The 14,435-nt window shown below is 72.2% G+C and carries 9 protein-coding genes and 1 pseudogene; all 10 read left to right on the forward strand.

The window, feature by feature from the left end:
• The first annotated feature begins 474 nt into the window (after positions 1 to 474).
• The 10 genes and pseudogenes from ACXKR8_RS06800 to ACXKR8_RS06845 all read left to right on the forward strand — a co-directional run bounded on the left by ACXKR8_RS06800 (position 475) and on the right by ACXKR8_RS06845 (position 14,391).
• Positions 475 to 2,199, forward strand: coding sequence for a glycosyltransferase (locus ACXKR8_RS06800; RefSeq protein ID WP_462100372.1), 1,725 nt, complete (start codon positions 475 to 477; stop codon positions 2,197 to 2,199).
• Positions 2,200 to 2,297: 98 nt separating this feature from the next.
• Positions 2,298 to 2,834 (forward strand): hypothetical protein, encoded by a 537-nt coding sequence (locus ACXKR8_RS06805; protein ID WP_462100373.1) that lies wholly within the window; start codon positions 2,298 to 2,300, stop codon positions 2,832 to 2,834.
• Positions 2,835 to 2,839: 5 nt separating this feature from the next.
• Positions 2,840 to 4,114, forward strand: coding sequence for a glycosyltransferase (locus ACXKR8_RS06810; RefSeq protein ID WP_458274914.1), 1,275 nt, complete (start codon positions 2,840 to 2,842; stop codon positions 4,112 to 4,114).
• Positions 4,115 to 4,503: 389 nt separating this feature from the next.
• A pseudogene (locus ACXKR8_RS06815) lies at positions 4,504 to 4,788 on the forward strand (phospholipid carrier-dependent glycosyltransferase); the annotation flags it as partial.
• A gap of 250 nt (positions 4,789 to 5,038) precedes the next feature.
• The gene (locus ACXKR8_RS06820) at positions 5,039 to 5,965 is read left to right on the forward strand and encodes a hypothetical protein (protein WP_462100776.1); all 927 of its coding nucleotides are present in this window, start codon (positions 5,039 to 5,041) and stop codon (positions 5,963 to 5,965) included.
• The gene (locus tag ACXKR8_RS06825) at positions 5,962 to 7,233 is read left to right on the forward strand and encodes a glycoside hydrolase family 5 protein (RefSeq protein WP_458271989.1); all 1,272 of its coding nucleotides are present in this window, start codon (positions 5,962 to 5,964) and stop codon (positions 7,231 to 7,233) included. The genes ACXKR8_RS06820 and ACXKR8_RS06825 overlap by 4 nt, the downstream gene beginning before the upstream one ends.
• Complete coding sequence (locus tag ACXKR8_RS06830) at positions 7,230 to 7,892, forward strand: hypothetical protein (protein ID WP_458271990.1); 663 nt, start codon at positions 7,230 to 7,232, stop codon at positions 7,890 to 7,892. The genes ACXKR8_RS06825 and ACXKR8_RS06830 overlap by 4 nt, the downstream gene beginning before the upstream one ends.
• Positions 7,893 to 7,932: 40 nt before the next feature.
• On the forward strand, positions 7,933 to 10,575 hold the full coding sequence (locus ACXKR8_RS06835) for a CBM96 family carbohydrate-binding protein (protein WP_462100374.1): 2,643 nt from the start codon (positions 7,933 to 7,935) through the stop codon (positions 10,573 to 10,575).
• 211 nt (positions 10,576 to 10,786) lie between these two features.
• Positions 10,787 to 12,622, forward strand: coding sequence for an ABC transporter ATP-binding protein (locus tag ACXKR8_RS06840; protein WP_458271992.1), 1,836 nt, complete (start codon positions 10,787 to 10,789; stop codon positions 12,620 to 12,622).
• Positions 12,619 to 14,391, forward strand: a complete 1,773-nt coding sequence (locus ACXKR8_RS06845; protein WP_458271993.1) for an ATP-binding cassette domain-containing protein — start codon at positions 12,619 to 12,621, stop codon at positions 14,389 to 14,391. The genes ACXKR8_RS06840 and ACXKR8_RS06845 overlap by 4 nt, the downstream gene beginning before the upstream one ends.
• Positions 14,392 to 14,435 lie beyond the last annotated feature (44 nt).

A 14,435-nucleotide genomic window follows, 5' to 3' on the forward strand; every position in this document is an offset into this window, starting at 1 on the left:
TCAGGTGTCCTCAAGTGGGCCCGGCGGACTCGATTCTCTGCTAGCTTCCAAAGAACCGCCGGTCCCCGAGGGTCCGGCGTCGCCCGCCACGAGAACCCGTGAGCGGTCGGGTACCAGCAGCGGTACCCCGGGCCGTCCCGCCGTCAGCGGGTCGGCACTGCCGAGCGGAGTCGCGGAGTCACCGCGCACTCCCCGCACCATCCGCGCACCAGAGACGTGCGCCGACAGGTACCCCGCTCCGCATCCCGCACGGCTGCGTTCCCGTACCCGGCTTCTCGCTCAGGGGGTTCTCCATGCACATCATCGACATCGGCTACGAAACCCAAGGCGGCGCCCGCCGCACCAGTCCACCCGACGCGGCTCCGCCCCGGCTCAGCGTGCTGATCCCGACCCGCAACGAGCAGGACAACATCACCGAGCTGCTCAGCCGGCTGGGTCCGGCCCTGCTGCCGCTGGGCGCCGAGATCCTCTTTTGTGGACGACAGCGACGACGACACCCCGCAGGCCATCGAACTCGCCGCCCACGGCAGCGCCGTCCCGGTCCGGCTGCTGCACCGGCAGCCGGACGAGCGCACCGGCGGCCTGGGCGGGGCCGTCCTGGCCGGGGCCGAACACGCCTGCGGCGCCTGGGTGATGGTGATGGACGCCGACCTGCAGCACCCGCCGGAGGCCGCCGCACTGATCGCGGCGACCGCGATGCGGCACAGCGTCGACCTGGTGATCGGCACCCGCTACGCGGGCTCGGGCTCCGGCTTCGAGGCGCAGCACGGCGGCCTGCGCGGTCTCGGCCGCAGGCTCGCCTCCACCGGCTCGACCCGGCTGGTGAAGTCGGTGTTCCCACGCCGGCTGGCCACCGTCAGCGACCCGATGAGCGGCCTGTTCGTGTTCCGCAGGGACGCGGTGAAACTGCAGTGGATGCGACCGGACGGCTTCAAGTTCCTGCTGGAGCTGCTGCTGCGCAACCCGGCCGCCCGGGTCGCCGAGGTGGCCTACGAGTTCGCGCCGCGCCACGCGGGTGAGACCAAGGCCTCGCTCCGCGAGGGGCTGAACTTCCTGCGCCAGGTGTCCCGGCTGCGCCGCCAGCGGCTGATCGGCCAACTGCGGAAGGGGCCCGAGTCCAGCGCCGAGCGGGGCCGCCAGTTCGGCCGGCTGCTGGCCTTCGGCGCGGTCGGCGCGTCCGGGGTCGCGGTCAACACCGCGGCGCTGTGGGTGTTCTTCCAGGTCATGGGCCTGAACCATCTGCTCGGTGCGGCCCTGGCCACCCAGGTCTCCACCACCTGGAACTTCGGCCTGGTCGAGCTGCTGGTCTACCGTGGCCGGGGCAACGGCACGGTGCGCGGGCGGGCGCTGCGCTTCTACGCCATGAACAACATCCTGATGCTGGGCCGGCTGCCGGTCATCGAGGTCCTGGTCCGCTCCGGGTTCGGTGTGCTGGTCTCCAACGCGGCCACGCTGGTGGTGCTGTTCCTGCTGCGCTTCGCGCTCAGCGACCGGGTGATCTACGGCGCCGCCCGCCAGGACAGCGGCCGCGACCCGGTGCTGCTGCTGGTGGACCCGGCCGCGGAGGCCGGGCCCGCGGACCCGGCCGCCGCCCGCAAGCGCTCGCACTATCTGACGTACCGTTACGACGTGGCCGGCACGGTCACCATCGGCTCCCAGATCCGGCTGCCCGAGCTGGAGTTCTTCCGGGCCCAGTGGATCGCCGACACCGACGGTCGACATCGCGGTACGGGTCGGCGACGTCGGCCGCCGCAGCCCGCGCCGCCGCGCCGCGATGACCGAGCACGGCGGAACCGACCGGGTGCTGCGCTACGAGGAGCACCTGGGCCGCTTCGGCGCCAACTTCAAGGTCGAGCTCGGCAAGACCATCACCATCACCGTCGGCCCGCTGCTGGCCCGCTCCCCGCACGTCGTCTACACCAATGTCATCGAGGCGCTGCTGCGCTACGTCCTGGTCGCCCGCGGCCGGATGCTGCTGCACTCCGCCTGCATCGAACTGGACGGCACCGGGGTGATGCTGTCGGCGCTGACCGACACCGGAAAGACCGCGACCATCCTGCGGCTGCTGCGCGAGCAGGGCGGCCGCTTCCTGTCCGACGACATGACCGTGGTGGACGCCACCGGCAACGCGGTGTGCTTCCCCAAGCCGCTGGACCATCAGCTCGCACACCCTGCGGGCCGTCCACGCCGACGACCTGACCAAGAAGGAGTGGCGCCGGCTGCAGTTCCAGAGCCGGCTGCACTCCAAGGGCGGACGGTCCATCGCGCTGCAGCTGGCCCGCTTCAATCTGCCGATCATGGGCATCAACGCGCTCACCCAGATCATGATCCCGCCGCCCAAGTACACCGTGGACCGACTGGTCCCCTGCCGCCTCGGCAGCAGCACCCAGGTCCAGGAGCTGTTCGTGATCCAGCGCGGCGCTCCCAGGCTGGCCGACATCGACCACGCCGACGCGGTGGAGCAGATGCTGGCCAACACCGAGGACGCCTACGGCTTCCCGCCCTACCGCTACCTGGCCCCGGCGATCACCGTGGACGGCCTCAACCACGACCAGCTCAAGGCCAGGGAGCGGGAGATCCTGGAGGGCTTCCTGTCCGGCGTCCGGACCCGGGCGCTGGCCTCGGACAGCTTCGGCTGGGCCGACGAGATCCCCCGGCTGCTGCGCGAGGAGCGCGGCAGCTCCGGTCCCGCCGACCGGACCGGCGCCGCCCCGGAGCCGGTGGCCGCTCAGGTGTCCGGTCCCGCCGTCTGGCCGCACTGGACCACCTCCGTCCCGCTCGTCCCCAAACTGCCGAACAAGCTGCCGAAGCCCGCCACCGGCGGCGCGGTATGACCCGACTGCTCTTCCTGGCCCTGTACGCCCCGGTGACCGTCGCCCTGCTGGTGGTCGCGCTCACCACGCTCACCTGGATGCTGGACTCCTGGCGCACCCCGCGCGCCGTGGGCCAGATGCCGTTCCGCACCCCGGACACCCCCCGGCTGTCCTTCTCGCTGCTGGTCCCGGCCCGGCACGAGGAGGCGGTGCTGCGGCACACCGTGCGCCGGCTGCTGACCCAGGACCATCCAGACTTCGAGGTGCTGGTGATCGTCGGCGACGACGATCCCGGCACCACCGCGGTCGCCGAGGAGCTGGCCGCGGAGGATCCCCGGGTCCGGGTGGTGGTCGACTGCAGCGTCCCCAAGAACAAGCCCAAGGCGCTGAACACCGCGCTCAAGGAGTGCCGGGGCGAGATCACCGGGGTCTTCGACGCCGAGGACGAGGTCGCCCCGGCGCTGCTCACCCACATCGACGCCACCTTCCGCGCCGAGCGGGCCCATGTGGTGCAGGGCGGCGTGCAGTTGATGAACTACCGGAGCAGCTGGTGGTCGCTGCGCAACTGCCTGGAGTACTTCTTCTGGTTCTCCAGCCGGCTGCACTTCCACGCCCGCAACGGCTTCATCCCGCTCGGCGGCAACACCGTCTTCCTGCGCACCGACCTGCTGCGGCAGGCCGGCGGCTGGGACGCGGACTGCCTGGCCGAGGACTGCGAGCTGGGGATCCGGCTGAGCACGGCCGGGGCCAAGGTCGCGGTCGCCTACAACCCCGAGCTGGCCACCCGGGAGGAGACCCCGCCGACCCTGCGCGGCCTGGTCAAGCAGCGGACCCGGTGGAACCAGGGCTACCTCCAGGTGCTGCGCCGCGGCGAGTGGAAGCGGCTGCCGAGCCGGGGCCAGCGGCTGATGGCCCGTTACCTGCTGGCCATGCCGTATCTGCAGGCCTTCTCCGGGGTGCTGGTCCCGGTCTCCGCGGTGACCGGGCTGCTGCTCAAAGCCCCGGTGCCGTTCGTGCTGATGACCTTTCTGCCGCTGGCGCCGACCCTGGCCACGATGGTGGTGGAGGTGGTCGGCCTGAGCGAGTTCAACCGGATGTTCGGTCTGAAGGTACGGATCAGGGACTACGCGAAGCTGGTCGTGGGCGCGGTCCCGTACCAGCTGGTGCTCTCCTTCGCCGCGCTCAGGGCCGCCTACCGGGAGGCCCGCGGCGAACAGGTCTGGGAGAAGACCGAGCACATCGGAGCACACCTGGACCAGGAGGCCACCCGTCCGGTGGCCGTGGGGAGCACGAACCGATGACCCTGCAGACCTTCACCGCGCACTACCCGGAGAGCCTTCCCGAACTCGACCTGGATCTGGAGCGCGCCCCGGCCAGACAGCCCGGCCGGCGGCTGGCCCGGCTGCGCTCGCAGCTGCTGGCCCGCCGGTACGACCTGCTGCTGATGCTGCTGCTCACCGCCGTGGCCGGCTGGGTGCACGCCAACGGGATGTACGACAGCCCGTCCCGCTTCGACGACGAGGGCAGCTACACCGCCTACGCCTGGGCGGTGCAGTACAAGCACGTGCTGGGCCACTACACCTACTGGTACGCCCACCCGCCGCTGGGCTGGATCCAGATCGCGGTCTGGAACACCCTCACCAACGGTTTCGCCCACGCCCCCTACGCGGTCGCCGCCGCCCGCAACTTCATGCTGGTCTGCAAACTGGTGTCGATCCCGCTGATGTACGGGCTGGCCGCGCGGATGGGCTTCACCCGGCTCGGCCGGGTGATCGCGATCGCGCTGTTCGCGTTCAGCCCGCTCGCGGTCTACTTCACCCGTGCCGCGCTGCTGGACAACATCGTCACCCCCTGGCTGCTGGCCTCCTTCTTCTTCGCCGCCTCCCCCCGGCGCAGCATCCGCGGCGCCACCGCCGCGGCGGTCTGCCTGGCCGTGGCGGTGCTCAGCAAGGAGACCGCGCTGCTCTATCTGCCCGCGGTGGTGGCGATGCTGTGGCAGCACACCGACCGGCGCAACCGCAGGTTCCAACTCGGGCTGTTCGCCGCCTGGTTCACCATGCTCTGCGCGGCCTACCCGCTCTATGCGCTGCTGCACAACGAGCTGCTGATCGGCCCCGGCCACGTCAGCCTGGAGTGGGCGGTCAAGTGGCAGCTGTTTCAACCGCACCGGCAGCGGCAGCATCTTCGACCCCAACAGCCTGGCCCACACCGTCATCCGCAGCTGGATGGACCAGGACGCCTGGCTGCCGAAACTGACCCTGGCCCTGGTGCTGCCGGGCCTGGCGATCCGCCGGACCAGGGCGCTGGCGCTGGCCTTCAGCATCCAGGTGGTGCAGCTGCTGCGCGGCGGCTACCTGCCGTACCCCTATGTCATCGCCATGATCCCGTTCGCCGCGCTGACCGTGGCCGGGACGGTGGACTGGCTCTGGCAGCTCGGCCGCGACGGGTGGCTGACCCGGCTGAAGCCGGAGACATGGGCCCGGGCCCGGAAGTGGACCTGGTCGGCGCTGGTGCTCGCGGTGGTCGCCGCGATGACCGTCACCATCGGCCAGGCCTGGAGCTACCCGCTGCGCGACCTGCGCACCCAGGACCGGGACGCCGGCAGCGCCGCCGCGCTCGCCTGGGTCGAGGCCAACGTCCCGCACAGCGCCTATGTGGTGGTGGACGACGCCTTCTGGGTGGACCTGGTCCGCGCCGGATACCCGCAGGACCACATCATCTGGTTCACCAAGCTCGACGTGGACCCGGCCGTGCGGGTGCCCGGCCATCCGCAGTGGACCGGCATCGACTATGTGCTGCTGGACCAGCAGGACGACCTGTCGCTGCACATGCAGAGCGACGGGCAGCCCTCCCCCGACACCAGGAAGACCTACCCCACCCTGGGCACCGCGCTCGCCCACGCCACCGTGGCCGCGCACTACGGCACCGGCCTGGACGCGGTGACGGTCCGCCAGGTGGATCCCAACCGGCCCACCGTGCAGCAGGTCGCGGCCCAGCGCGCGGCCGAACAGAAGGCCGCCGCGGCCGAGGCGGCGGCCGCGCAGGAGGCTGCGAACAAGGCGGCCAAGGCCCGGGCCGAGGCGCAGACCGCCGCGGCGAAGAAGGCCGGGGCGAGGAAGGCCGGTCAGGCGAAGTACGGCGCGAAACGATGAGCCCGGTGTCGGCGGCCCCGCACCGGCGCCCGGTGGCGCCCTCCCGGCCACCGGGTCGTCGGCTGCGCCCGCGGGCCTCGGCCGTGGGAGCGGCGGTGCTGCTGCTGGTCGCGGCCGGGGTGGTGGTGCCCCGGCTGCTCGCCCCGGACCGGCCGACCACGGTGTGCGCACGGGACGCCTTGCAGCAGCGGGCGCTGCTGGACCTGCGGCAGTTCGCCTCCTGGCTGCGGGAGTACCGCGTGGCCGGGTTCGTCGGTGAGGTCGGCTGGCCGGGCGGGCCGGCGGTCAGCAGCGCGGACAGCAAGCGCTGGAACGCCCTGGCCGAGCAGTGGTACACCGCCGCCGACCGGATGCGGCTACCGGTCGCCGCCTGGGCCGCCGGGCCCTGGCCGGACTCGTACCCGCTGGCGGTCGACCGGGCTGCCCCGGGCAGCAGGGTGCTGAGCATCGCCGGACCGCAGGCCAGCGTGCTGGCACGGCACACCGGGCCGCTGCGCGGCATCTCGGCCGCCGACGGCTCGTTCGGCACCTCCGCGGCCGACTTCAGCGCGACCAGCCCCGGCGCGTACGGCAGCGCCTACGGCTACGAGGGCGACGCCGACGACGCCTACCTGGCCGCGCAGGGCGTCACCCTGCTGCGGCTCCCGGTCTCCTGGGAGCGGCTGCAGCCGGTGCCGATGGGCCCGCTGGCCCCGGCCGAGGTCGCCAGGCTCCGTGACGCGGTGTCAGCCGCGCAGAACCACGGCCTGCACGTGCTGCTCGACCTGCACGGCTACGGGGCCTTCCAGGCCGCCCCCGGCCGGACCCTGCTGCTGGGCTCGCCCCAACTGCCGGCCGGAGCCCTGGCCGACCTCTGGTCCCGGCTGGTCCCCGCGCTGCCGCCGATGTACGGCTACGACCTGCTCAACGAGCCCAGCCGACTCGCCGTCAAGGGCCAGGCCGCGCAGGTGCTCTGGCAAGCGGCGAGCCAGCAGGCCGTGGACGCGATCCGCCGGGCGGGCGGCACCGGGGTGGTCGTGGTCGGCGGCTACGCCCGGATGGGCCCGGGCGACTGGGGGACGGCGCAGCCCAAGCCATGGATCGTCGACCCGCGCGGACGGGTGGCCTACGACGCGCACGCCTACTTCGACTCCGACGGCAGCGGGCGCTACGCGTCCTCCTACGCGACTGAGCTGACGCAGGCTCAGCGGGTGGCGGGGCAGGCTCCCGGCTGCTTCGCGCTGAACCTCTTCGCACCCTCGTCCGCCGTCGATCGGACCCTGCCGTGAAACTGCCCGCGCTGCTCCGCCGGCCGCTGTTGCCGTCCCTCCCCCTGGGCTCGCTGCGCTCGCGGAGGTCCGCGCTGAGCGCGGGTCTCGCGGCGGTGCTGCTGGTCGGCTGTCTGTTCACCGTGCACAACCTCGGTCACCGGTCGTCCTCGCCCCGCTCCGCGGCTGCCCAGCGGGCGGCGGGGATGCCGGTCGCCAATCAGCGCCCGCCGCTGCTGCCGGCCGGCCCCACCGCGCTGCCCTCGCCGTACACCGTCCCGGCCGGAGGCACCGCGTCCCCGGGGACGCGGCTGGACTGCCCCACCGGGTCGCTGCCCGGAATCATGCTGACCGAGGTGGTCTTCGACCCGCCGCTCACCGGCGGCACCGACTTCACCGTGCAGACCTACCGGATCACCGTCACCGGCCAGATCAACAACGAGACCGGGGCGGCCCTGACCGTCAGCGGCGTCACCGCCCAGGTCCGGGGCGAGAGTTGGCACCCCCGTCTCACCGTCCCGAAGGTGGTCGAGCCGGGGACGTCCGTGCAGATCACCCTGTCCGGCAAGTACAGCAGCGACTACGCCGGCCCCGCGCCGCTGAGCACCGACCTGCTCTGGGACTGGCAGAACCCGGCCCTGCGCGCCTGTGGCGTCAAGGGCCTGATCTACGACGACTAGCCCCACCCAACCCCCCTGTACCGCTCCAGGAGCCGCCGCCATGTCCACCGTCACCCCTCCCTCCGGTAGAACCGCCCTGCGCAGACCCGGCCGCCGTCGCCTCCTCGCCGTGCTCGCCGTCATCGCGACCATGCTCGCCCTGTGGAGCGGCTACGGCCCCCAGCACGTCTCCGCCGCCTCGCTCACCACCGTCGTCGCCAGCGCGGACGCCACCGTCACCTCCGACACCCCGGACACCAACGACGGCACCGACACGGCGCTGACCGTACGTGCGACCGCCGACCCCAAGCCCGAGGCCGACGTCTACATCAAGTTCACCGTCACGGGCCTGACCGCGCCCCCGGCGGGCGCCTCGCTGCAGATCTACAGCAACGCCGTCAGCGGCAGCGGCGTCCAGCTCTGGACCGCGGGCAGCAGTTGGACCGAGACCGGCATCACCTACGACAACGCCCCCGCGCGGGGGTCGACCATGGTCGCCGACATGCCCAACCTCACCGCGAGCACCTGGGCAACGGCGGATGTCAGCACCGTGGTGACCGGCAACGGAACCTACACCTTCGTGCTCACCACCGCCTCGACGGTGAGCAAGAAGTTCGCCTCCCGCGAGGTCGCCGCCACGCCGCCGAAGCTGGTCCTCAATACCGCCTCGGCCGCGGCCACCGTCACCGCCGCCTCGGGCTCGGGCCAGACCGCCCCGGTGGGGACGGCCTTCGCCGCTCCGCTGGCCGCCACGGTCAAGGACAGCGGCGGCGCGGCCGTCGCCAACGTCCCGGTCACCTTCACCGCGCCCGCGAGCGGCGCGTCGGCGGCCTTCACCGGCGGGGCGAGCGCGATCACCGTCAACACCGACGCCTCCGGCACCGCCACCACCCCCGCGCTGACCGCCAATCCGACCGCCGGAAGCTACGCCGTCACCGCGGCGTCCACCGGAGCGACCTCGGCCTCGTTCACTCTGACCAATGGCACGAGCGGCACCGCGACCCCGACCCCGACACCGAGCAGTACGCCGACTTCAGGCGGTTCGATCACCGTCAACGCCGCCGCCGACGCGACCATCGAGGCGGACACCCCCGACGCCAACGACGGCAAGGACACCGCGCTGACGGTACGGGCGGCCGCCGACCCCAAACCGGAGGAGGACGCCTACCTCAAGTTCACCGTCACCGGTCTGACCGGTCCCCCGACCAGCGCCTCGCTGCAGATCTACAGCAACGCGACCAGCGCCACCGGCGTGCAGGTCTGGACGGCCGACAACGGCTGGACCGAGACCGGCATCACCTGGAACAACGCCCCGGTGCGCAGCGCGACCTCCGTCGCCGACATGGCCCATCTGGTCGAGAGCACCTGGGCCAGTGTCGATGTCAGCGGCGTGGTCACCGGCAACGGCACCTACACCTTCGCGCTGACCACGACCTCGACGCTGGCCAAGAAGTTCGCCTCGCGCGAGGTCGCCGCGACCCCGCCGCGACTCGTCCTCAACACAGGGAGCGCCAGCGCGACAGCGTCCGCCTCGGCCAGCCCCACCCCCAGCCCCAGTCCCAGTAGCGCCAGCCCAAGCCCGAGTTCGAGCCCGAGTCCGAGCCCCACAGTGACCGCCACCGGCGGCACCGGCGCGCTCAGCCCGACCGGTGGCAGCGGCCAGAGCGCGATGGTCGGCCGTGCCTTCGCCTCCCCGCTGAGCGTCAAGGTCAGCGGCGCGGGCAGCGGGGTGTCCGTCACCTTCACCGCCCCCGCCTCCGGAGCCACCGGCACCTTCGCGGGCGGCGGCGCCACGGCGACCGCCACCACCGACAGCACCGGCACGGCGACCAGCCCCGTCCTCACCGCGGGAAGCACCTCGGGGACGTACCAGGTCGTCGCCACCTCCGCCGCCCCCAGCGGCAGCGCCACGTTCTCGCTCACCGACCACGACCCGGTGATCGTCGCCGCGGGCGACATCGCCTGCACCGCGGGCGACGTGCCCACCGCCACCGCCTGCCAGCAGCAGGCCACCGCGAACCTCGCGCTCAGCCTGCACCCCGACGCCGTCCTCCCCCTCGGCGACGAGCAGTACGAACTCGGCTCCGGCAGCGACTTCAGCACCCAGTACGGCGCCTCCTGGGGCCAGTTGGCGCCGATCTCGTTCCCGGCGCCGGGCAACCACGAGTACGGCTACATCGGCAGCGCCATCGAACCCACCGGCGGCACCGGCTACTTCAGCTACTTCGGGGACGCCGGGCACCCGCTGTCCCCCGGCTGCACCACCCTGTGCAAGTCCTGGTACAGCTACAACATCGGCGACTGGCACCTGATCTCGCTGGACAGCCAGTGCGCGGTGATCGGCGGCTGCAACCCGGGCAACCCCGAGTACCAGTGGCTGCTGTCCGACCTCAACGCCAACACCAAGGCCTGCACCCTGGCCTACTGGCACATCCCGATCTACTCCAGCAGCCAGGACCACCAGCCCGATATGCAGGCCGTCTACCAGCTGCTCTACACCAAGAAGGCCGACCTGGTGCTCAACGGCCACGCCCACTTCTACGAGCGCTTCTCCGGCCAGGACGGCGCCGGCAACGCCGACAGCGCCAACGGCATCCCCGAGTTCATCGTCGGCACCGGCGGCCGCAGCTTCTTCTCCATCCGCGACACCCCTCGGCCAACAGCGTCACCCGCATCGCCAACACCTTCGGCGTGCTGCAGCTGACGCTGTCCCACAACGCCTATAGCTTCAACTTCGTCCCGACCAACACCGGCGGCTCCACCGACTCCGGCAACGGCACCTGCCACTGACGGGGCTGAGGGGGTCAGCGGGAGCCAACCCAGGAAACCCCGGGGTTAATTGCGTTGCGGCGAGGTGGACATCACGATCACCATTCAAGCACCCGTCGCCCCGCCGGGCCGGACGAGGAGAAGGCATGCCCGCGGACAGGAGTCAGCTGCCGGCCCCGGCGACGGCCAAGCGTTGGGTGTTGCCCGCCCTCCTCGGACACTCCTTCGCGGAGGCGCCGGCCGTGACCACCCTGACCGCGGTCACCGCCGTCCTCGCCGGTGCGGCCCCGGTCGGCATCACCGTCGCGATCGGCGAGTTGGTGGACCGGCTCACCTCGGCGATCGGCCAGGGCCTGGGCACCCCGGCGGCACGGGAGTGCTACCGCTGGGTGGCCCTCATCGTCGTGCTGTTCCTGCTCACCCACCTCGCCGAATCGGCGCGGACGGCGCTGGGCCGGGCTCTCGGCCGCCGGGTCACCGGCCGGCTCAGCGAGCGGGTGATGCTGGCCGCCTCCGAGCCGGCCACCATCGGCCACCTGGAGGACCCCGACTACCTCGGCCGGCTCGCGCGGGCCCGGGGCGACGGGACCATCGACATGCCGCCCGGGGAAGCGGTCTTCGGCTTCTCCACCAAGGCCTCGATGTGGGTGACCAGCATCGGCTCCGCGGCCCTGCTCGCCCGGGTCACCTGGGGACTGGGGCTGATCGTCTTCGTCGTCTTCGTCGTGATCCACTCCCGACTGGTCCGGAACTACCGGATCGCCGTCATCGAGTCCGTGAATCAGACGACGAAGCTCCGCCGTACGTCCTACCTGCGGGACCTGCCGACCACGCCGGGCGCGGCCCGGGAGGTGCGCCTCTTCGGCCTCGCCGCCTTCTTCCGCGACGCCTACCAGTCGGAGTGGCGCGAGAACATGACGGAGGTGTGGCGACGGCGGCGCGAGCACCGCCTGTTCGTGGTCATGGTGGTCGTGGTCACCGGCCTCACCGTCGCCTCGGTCTTCTTCTACCTGGGACACCGGGCGGCCACCGGTGGTTCGACGGTGGGTGATCTGGCGATCGGCGGCCTGGCCGTCCGGGCGCTCCTCCAGGTGCTCCGCGCGGACGACGACGATCTCCGCCTCGGCTTCGGCTCGCAGGCGGCCGCCGCGGCGTTCGCGTTTCCCGTGGTGGCGGGGCCGGAGGAGGCCCCCTGGTCGGCGCCGGTCGCGACCCTCTCCTGCGAGGACCTGCGCTTCCGCTACGGCGGCGGCGCCGCAGCCGAGGTGCTGCACGGCATCGACCTCGCCGTTCCCGCAGGTCAGTCGCTCGCCATCGTCGGTCTCAACGGGGCCGGCAAGACCACGCTGGCCCGGCTGATCGCCGGCCTGGACGCTCCGAGCGGGGGTTCCGTGCGCGTCGGGGGCACCCCCATCGAGGACGCCAACCGCCGCAGCTGGCAGCGTCAGGTGGTCGCCGTCTTCCAGGACTTCGGCCGCTATGAGCTGACCGTGCGCGACAACCTCGCCTTCGGTTCCCTGGCCCACGCGGACGACGAGGAGGGCCTGCGCGCGGTGGCGCGCCAGGCCGGGCTGCTGACGTTCATCGAGGGACTCCCGAACGGCTGGGACACGGTGATGTCCAGCGGCTACCCCGGCGGGGTCGACGCCTCGGGCGGCGAGTGGCAGCGCATCGCCATCGCCCGGGCGCTGTTCGGCCTGCGGCACGGCGCCCGACTGCTGATCATGGACGAGCCGGCCGCGAGCCTCGACCCCCGCGCCGAGGCCCAGCTCTACGACACCTTCCACGAGCTCACCGCGGGCGCCACCACCGTCGTGATCTCGCACCGTTTCGCAACCGTGCGCAAGGCGGAGCGGGTGGTCGTGCTCGACCACGGCCGGATCATCGAGGACGGCACGCACCAGGATCTGATCACTGCCGACGGCCGGTACGCCGAGTTGTTCCGTCTGCAGGCCAAGCGTTTCGAGGAGACACCGTCGTGATCAGCGCCCTGCGCTTCGTCCTCAGCATCGCACCCCGCACCGACCGGGTCCGGTCCCTGCTGGTGCTGGCGGTGGCGTTGCTCGAACCGGCCACCGGGATCGGCCTCGCCGTGCTGCTCGGACTGTTCAGCGAGGTGGCGAGCCGGCATTCGACCGGCGACGTGGCGCCGCTCGCGCTGTGTGTGGCGGTCTTTGTGATGCTCACTCAGGGCACCTTCATCGCCGGCTACTTCACCCGTCTCCGGCTGCAGGAGGAGATCCAGAACGAGGTGGAGTGCCAGTTCATCGACGTGGTCGGCACCACGCCGACGCTGGAGATCCACGAGCGTTCGAGCCGCTCCGACCGGGCGGCGGTGGTCCGCGGGGCGCGGGGCGAGATCGGGCCGGCCTTCGACCGGCTGCTGTGGCTGGCCGGATCCGCACTGGCCCTGATCGCCTCGGCCGTGCTGATGGCCTCGGTCGTCCCCGTCCTCGCCGTGCTGCCGCTCTTCGCCGTCCCCGCGGTGCTGGCCACCCAGGCGGCGGACAAGAGGCGTGGTCAGGCCGTGCAGCGCGGCACGTCCCGGACCCGGCTGGCCGGTCATCTGTTCACACTCGCCACCACCGCCGGACCCGGTCGCGAGACCCGGCTCTTCGGACTGGCGGAGGAGCTGCGGCGGAGGCACCGCGCGGAGTGGGACGCCGCAGGCCAGGACATCGCCCGGACCGATCGACGGGCCCGGGTGCCGGTCGCGCTGGCCTGGCTGTTCTTCGTGCTGGCCTATGCGACCGCGATCGTCCTGATGGTGCGGGCCGGCCTGACCGGCGACGCCTCGCTGGGGCTCGTCGTCGCGGCCGTCACCGTCAGCAGCCAGATCACCGGACAGGTGCAGAGCCTGTTGAACCTGACCTTCTGGACGCTGGAGTCGCTCCGGGCCACCCGGGCGTTCCTCGACGTGGTGGCGGACGGCGCCGTGGAGCGGGCAGCCGTCCTGCCGGCCACGCCGGTGCCGGTGCCGGCCCGGCTGCACCGCGGCATCACCGTGCAGGGCCTCAGCTTCCAGTACTGGAACCGCGATCAACCTTCGCTGACCGACATCGACCTCGAACTCCCGGCCGGCGCCGTGGTGGCCCTGGTCGGCGAGAACGGCGCGGGGAAGTCGACGCTCGTCAAGCTGCTCAGCGGCCTCTACCGGCCGGACGCGGGGCGCGTCCTGGTGGACCGGGTCGACCTCGCGCAGTTCGCGCCGGAGGACTGGCGCGCCCGGATCACGGCGGCCTTCCAGGACCCGGTCCAGATCGAGATGTCCCTGCAGGACACGATCGGGCTGGGCCGGCTCGAGCACCGCGACAACCCGGAGCGGATCCTCGAAGCCCTGCGGACGGCCGGCGGCGACACACTCCTGGCCTCGCTGCCCGAGGGCCTGCCGACCCGGCTCGGGCGAAAATCGTGGGACGGCAAGGGGTTGTCGGGCGGCCAGTGGCAGACGGTCGCCAACGCCCGCGCGGCGATGCGCCGGGCGCCGCTGCTACGGGTCCTGGACGAGCCCTCCGCCAGTCTCGACGCACGGGCCGAGGAGTGGCTGTTCCAGCAGTACGCCGACCTGAACCGCTGGGAGGGCGGCGTGACGGTCCTGGTCACCCACCGCTTCACCACCGCCCGGGCGGCCGATCTCATCGTGGTTCTGGACGGCGGCCGGGTCGTCGAGGTCGGCACCCACGACACGCTCAGTCAGGCCGACGGACTCTACGCCGAGTTGTACCGCCTGCAGGCCCGGTACTTCGTCTGATCGGACGCAGTGGACCTGTGGAGGCAGGGTCTCTGGGGCGCGCG

This window comes from Streptacidiphilus sp. PAMC 29251, from assembly GCF_054208735.2.

Excerpts from the sequence above, each read along its gene's own strand:
- ACXKR8_RS06805 (WP_462100373.1), top strand. The coding sequence starts at position 2,298 with ATGGGCATCAACGCGCTCACCCAGATCATGATCCCGCCGCCCAAGTAC.
- ACXKR8_RS06820 (WP_462100776.1), top strand. The coding sequence starts at position 5,039 with ATGGACCAGGACGCCTGGCTGCCGAAACTGACCCTGGCCCTGGTGCTG.
- ACXKR8_RS06825 (WP_458271989.1), top strand. The coding sequence starts at position 5,962 with ATGAGCCCGGTGTCGGCGGCCCCGCACCGGCGCCCGGTGGCGCCCTCC.
- ACXKR8_RS06835 (WP_462100374.1), top strand. The coding sequence starts at position 7,933 with ATGTCCACCGTCACCCCTCCCTCCGGTAGAACCGCCCTGCGCAGACCC.
- ACXKR8_RS06840 (WP_458271992.1), top strand. The coding sequence starts at position 10,787 with ATGCCCGCGGACAGGAGTCAGCTGCCGGCCCCGGCGACGGCCAAGCGT.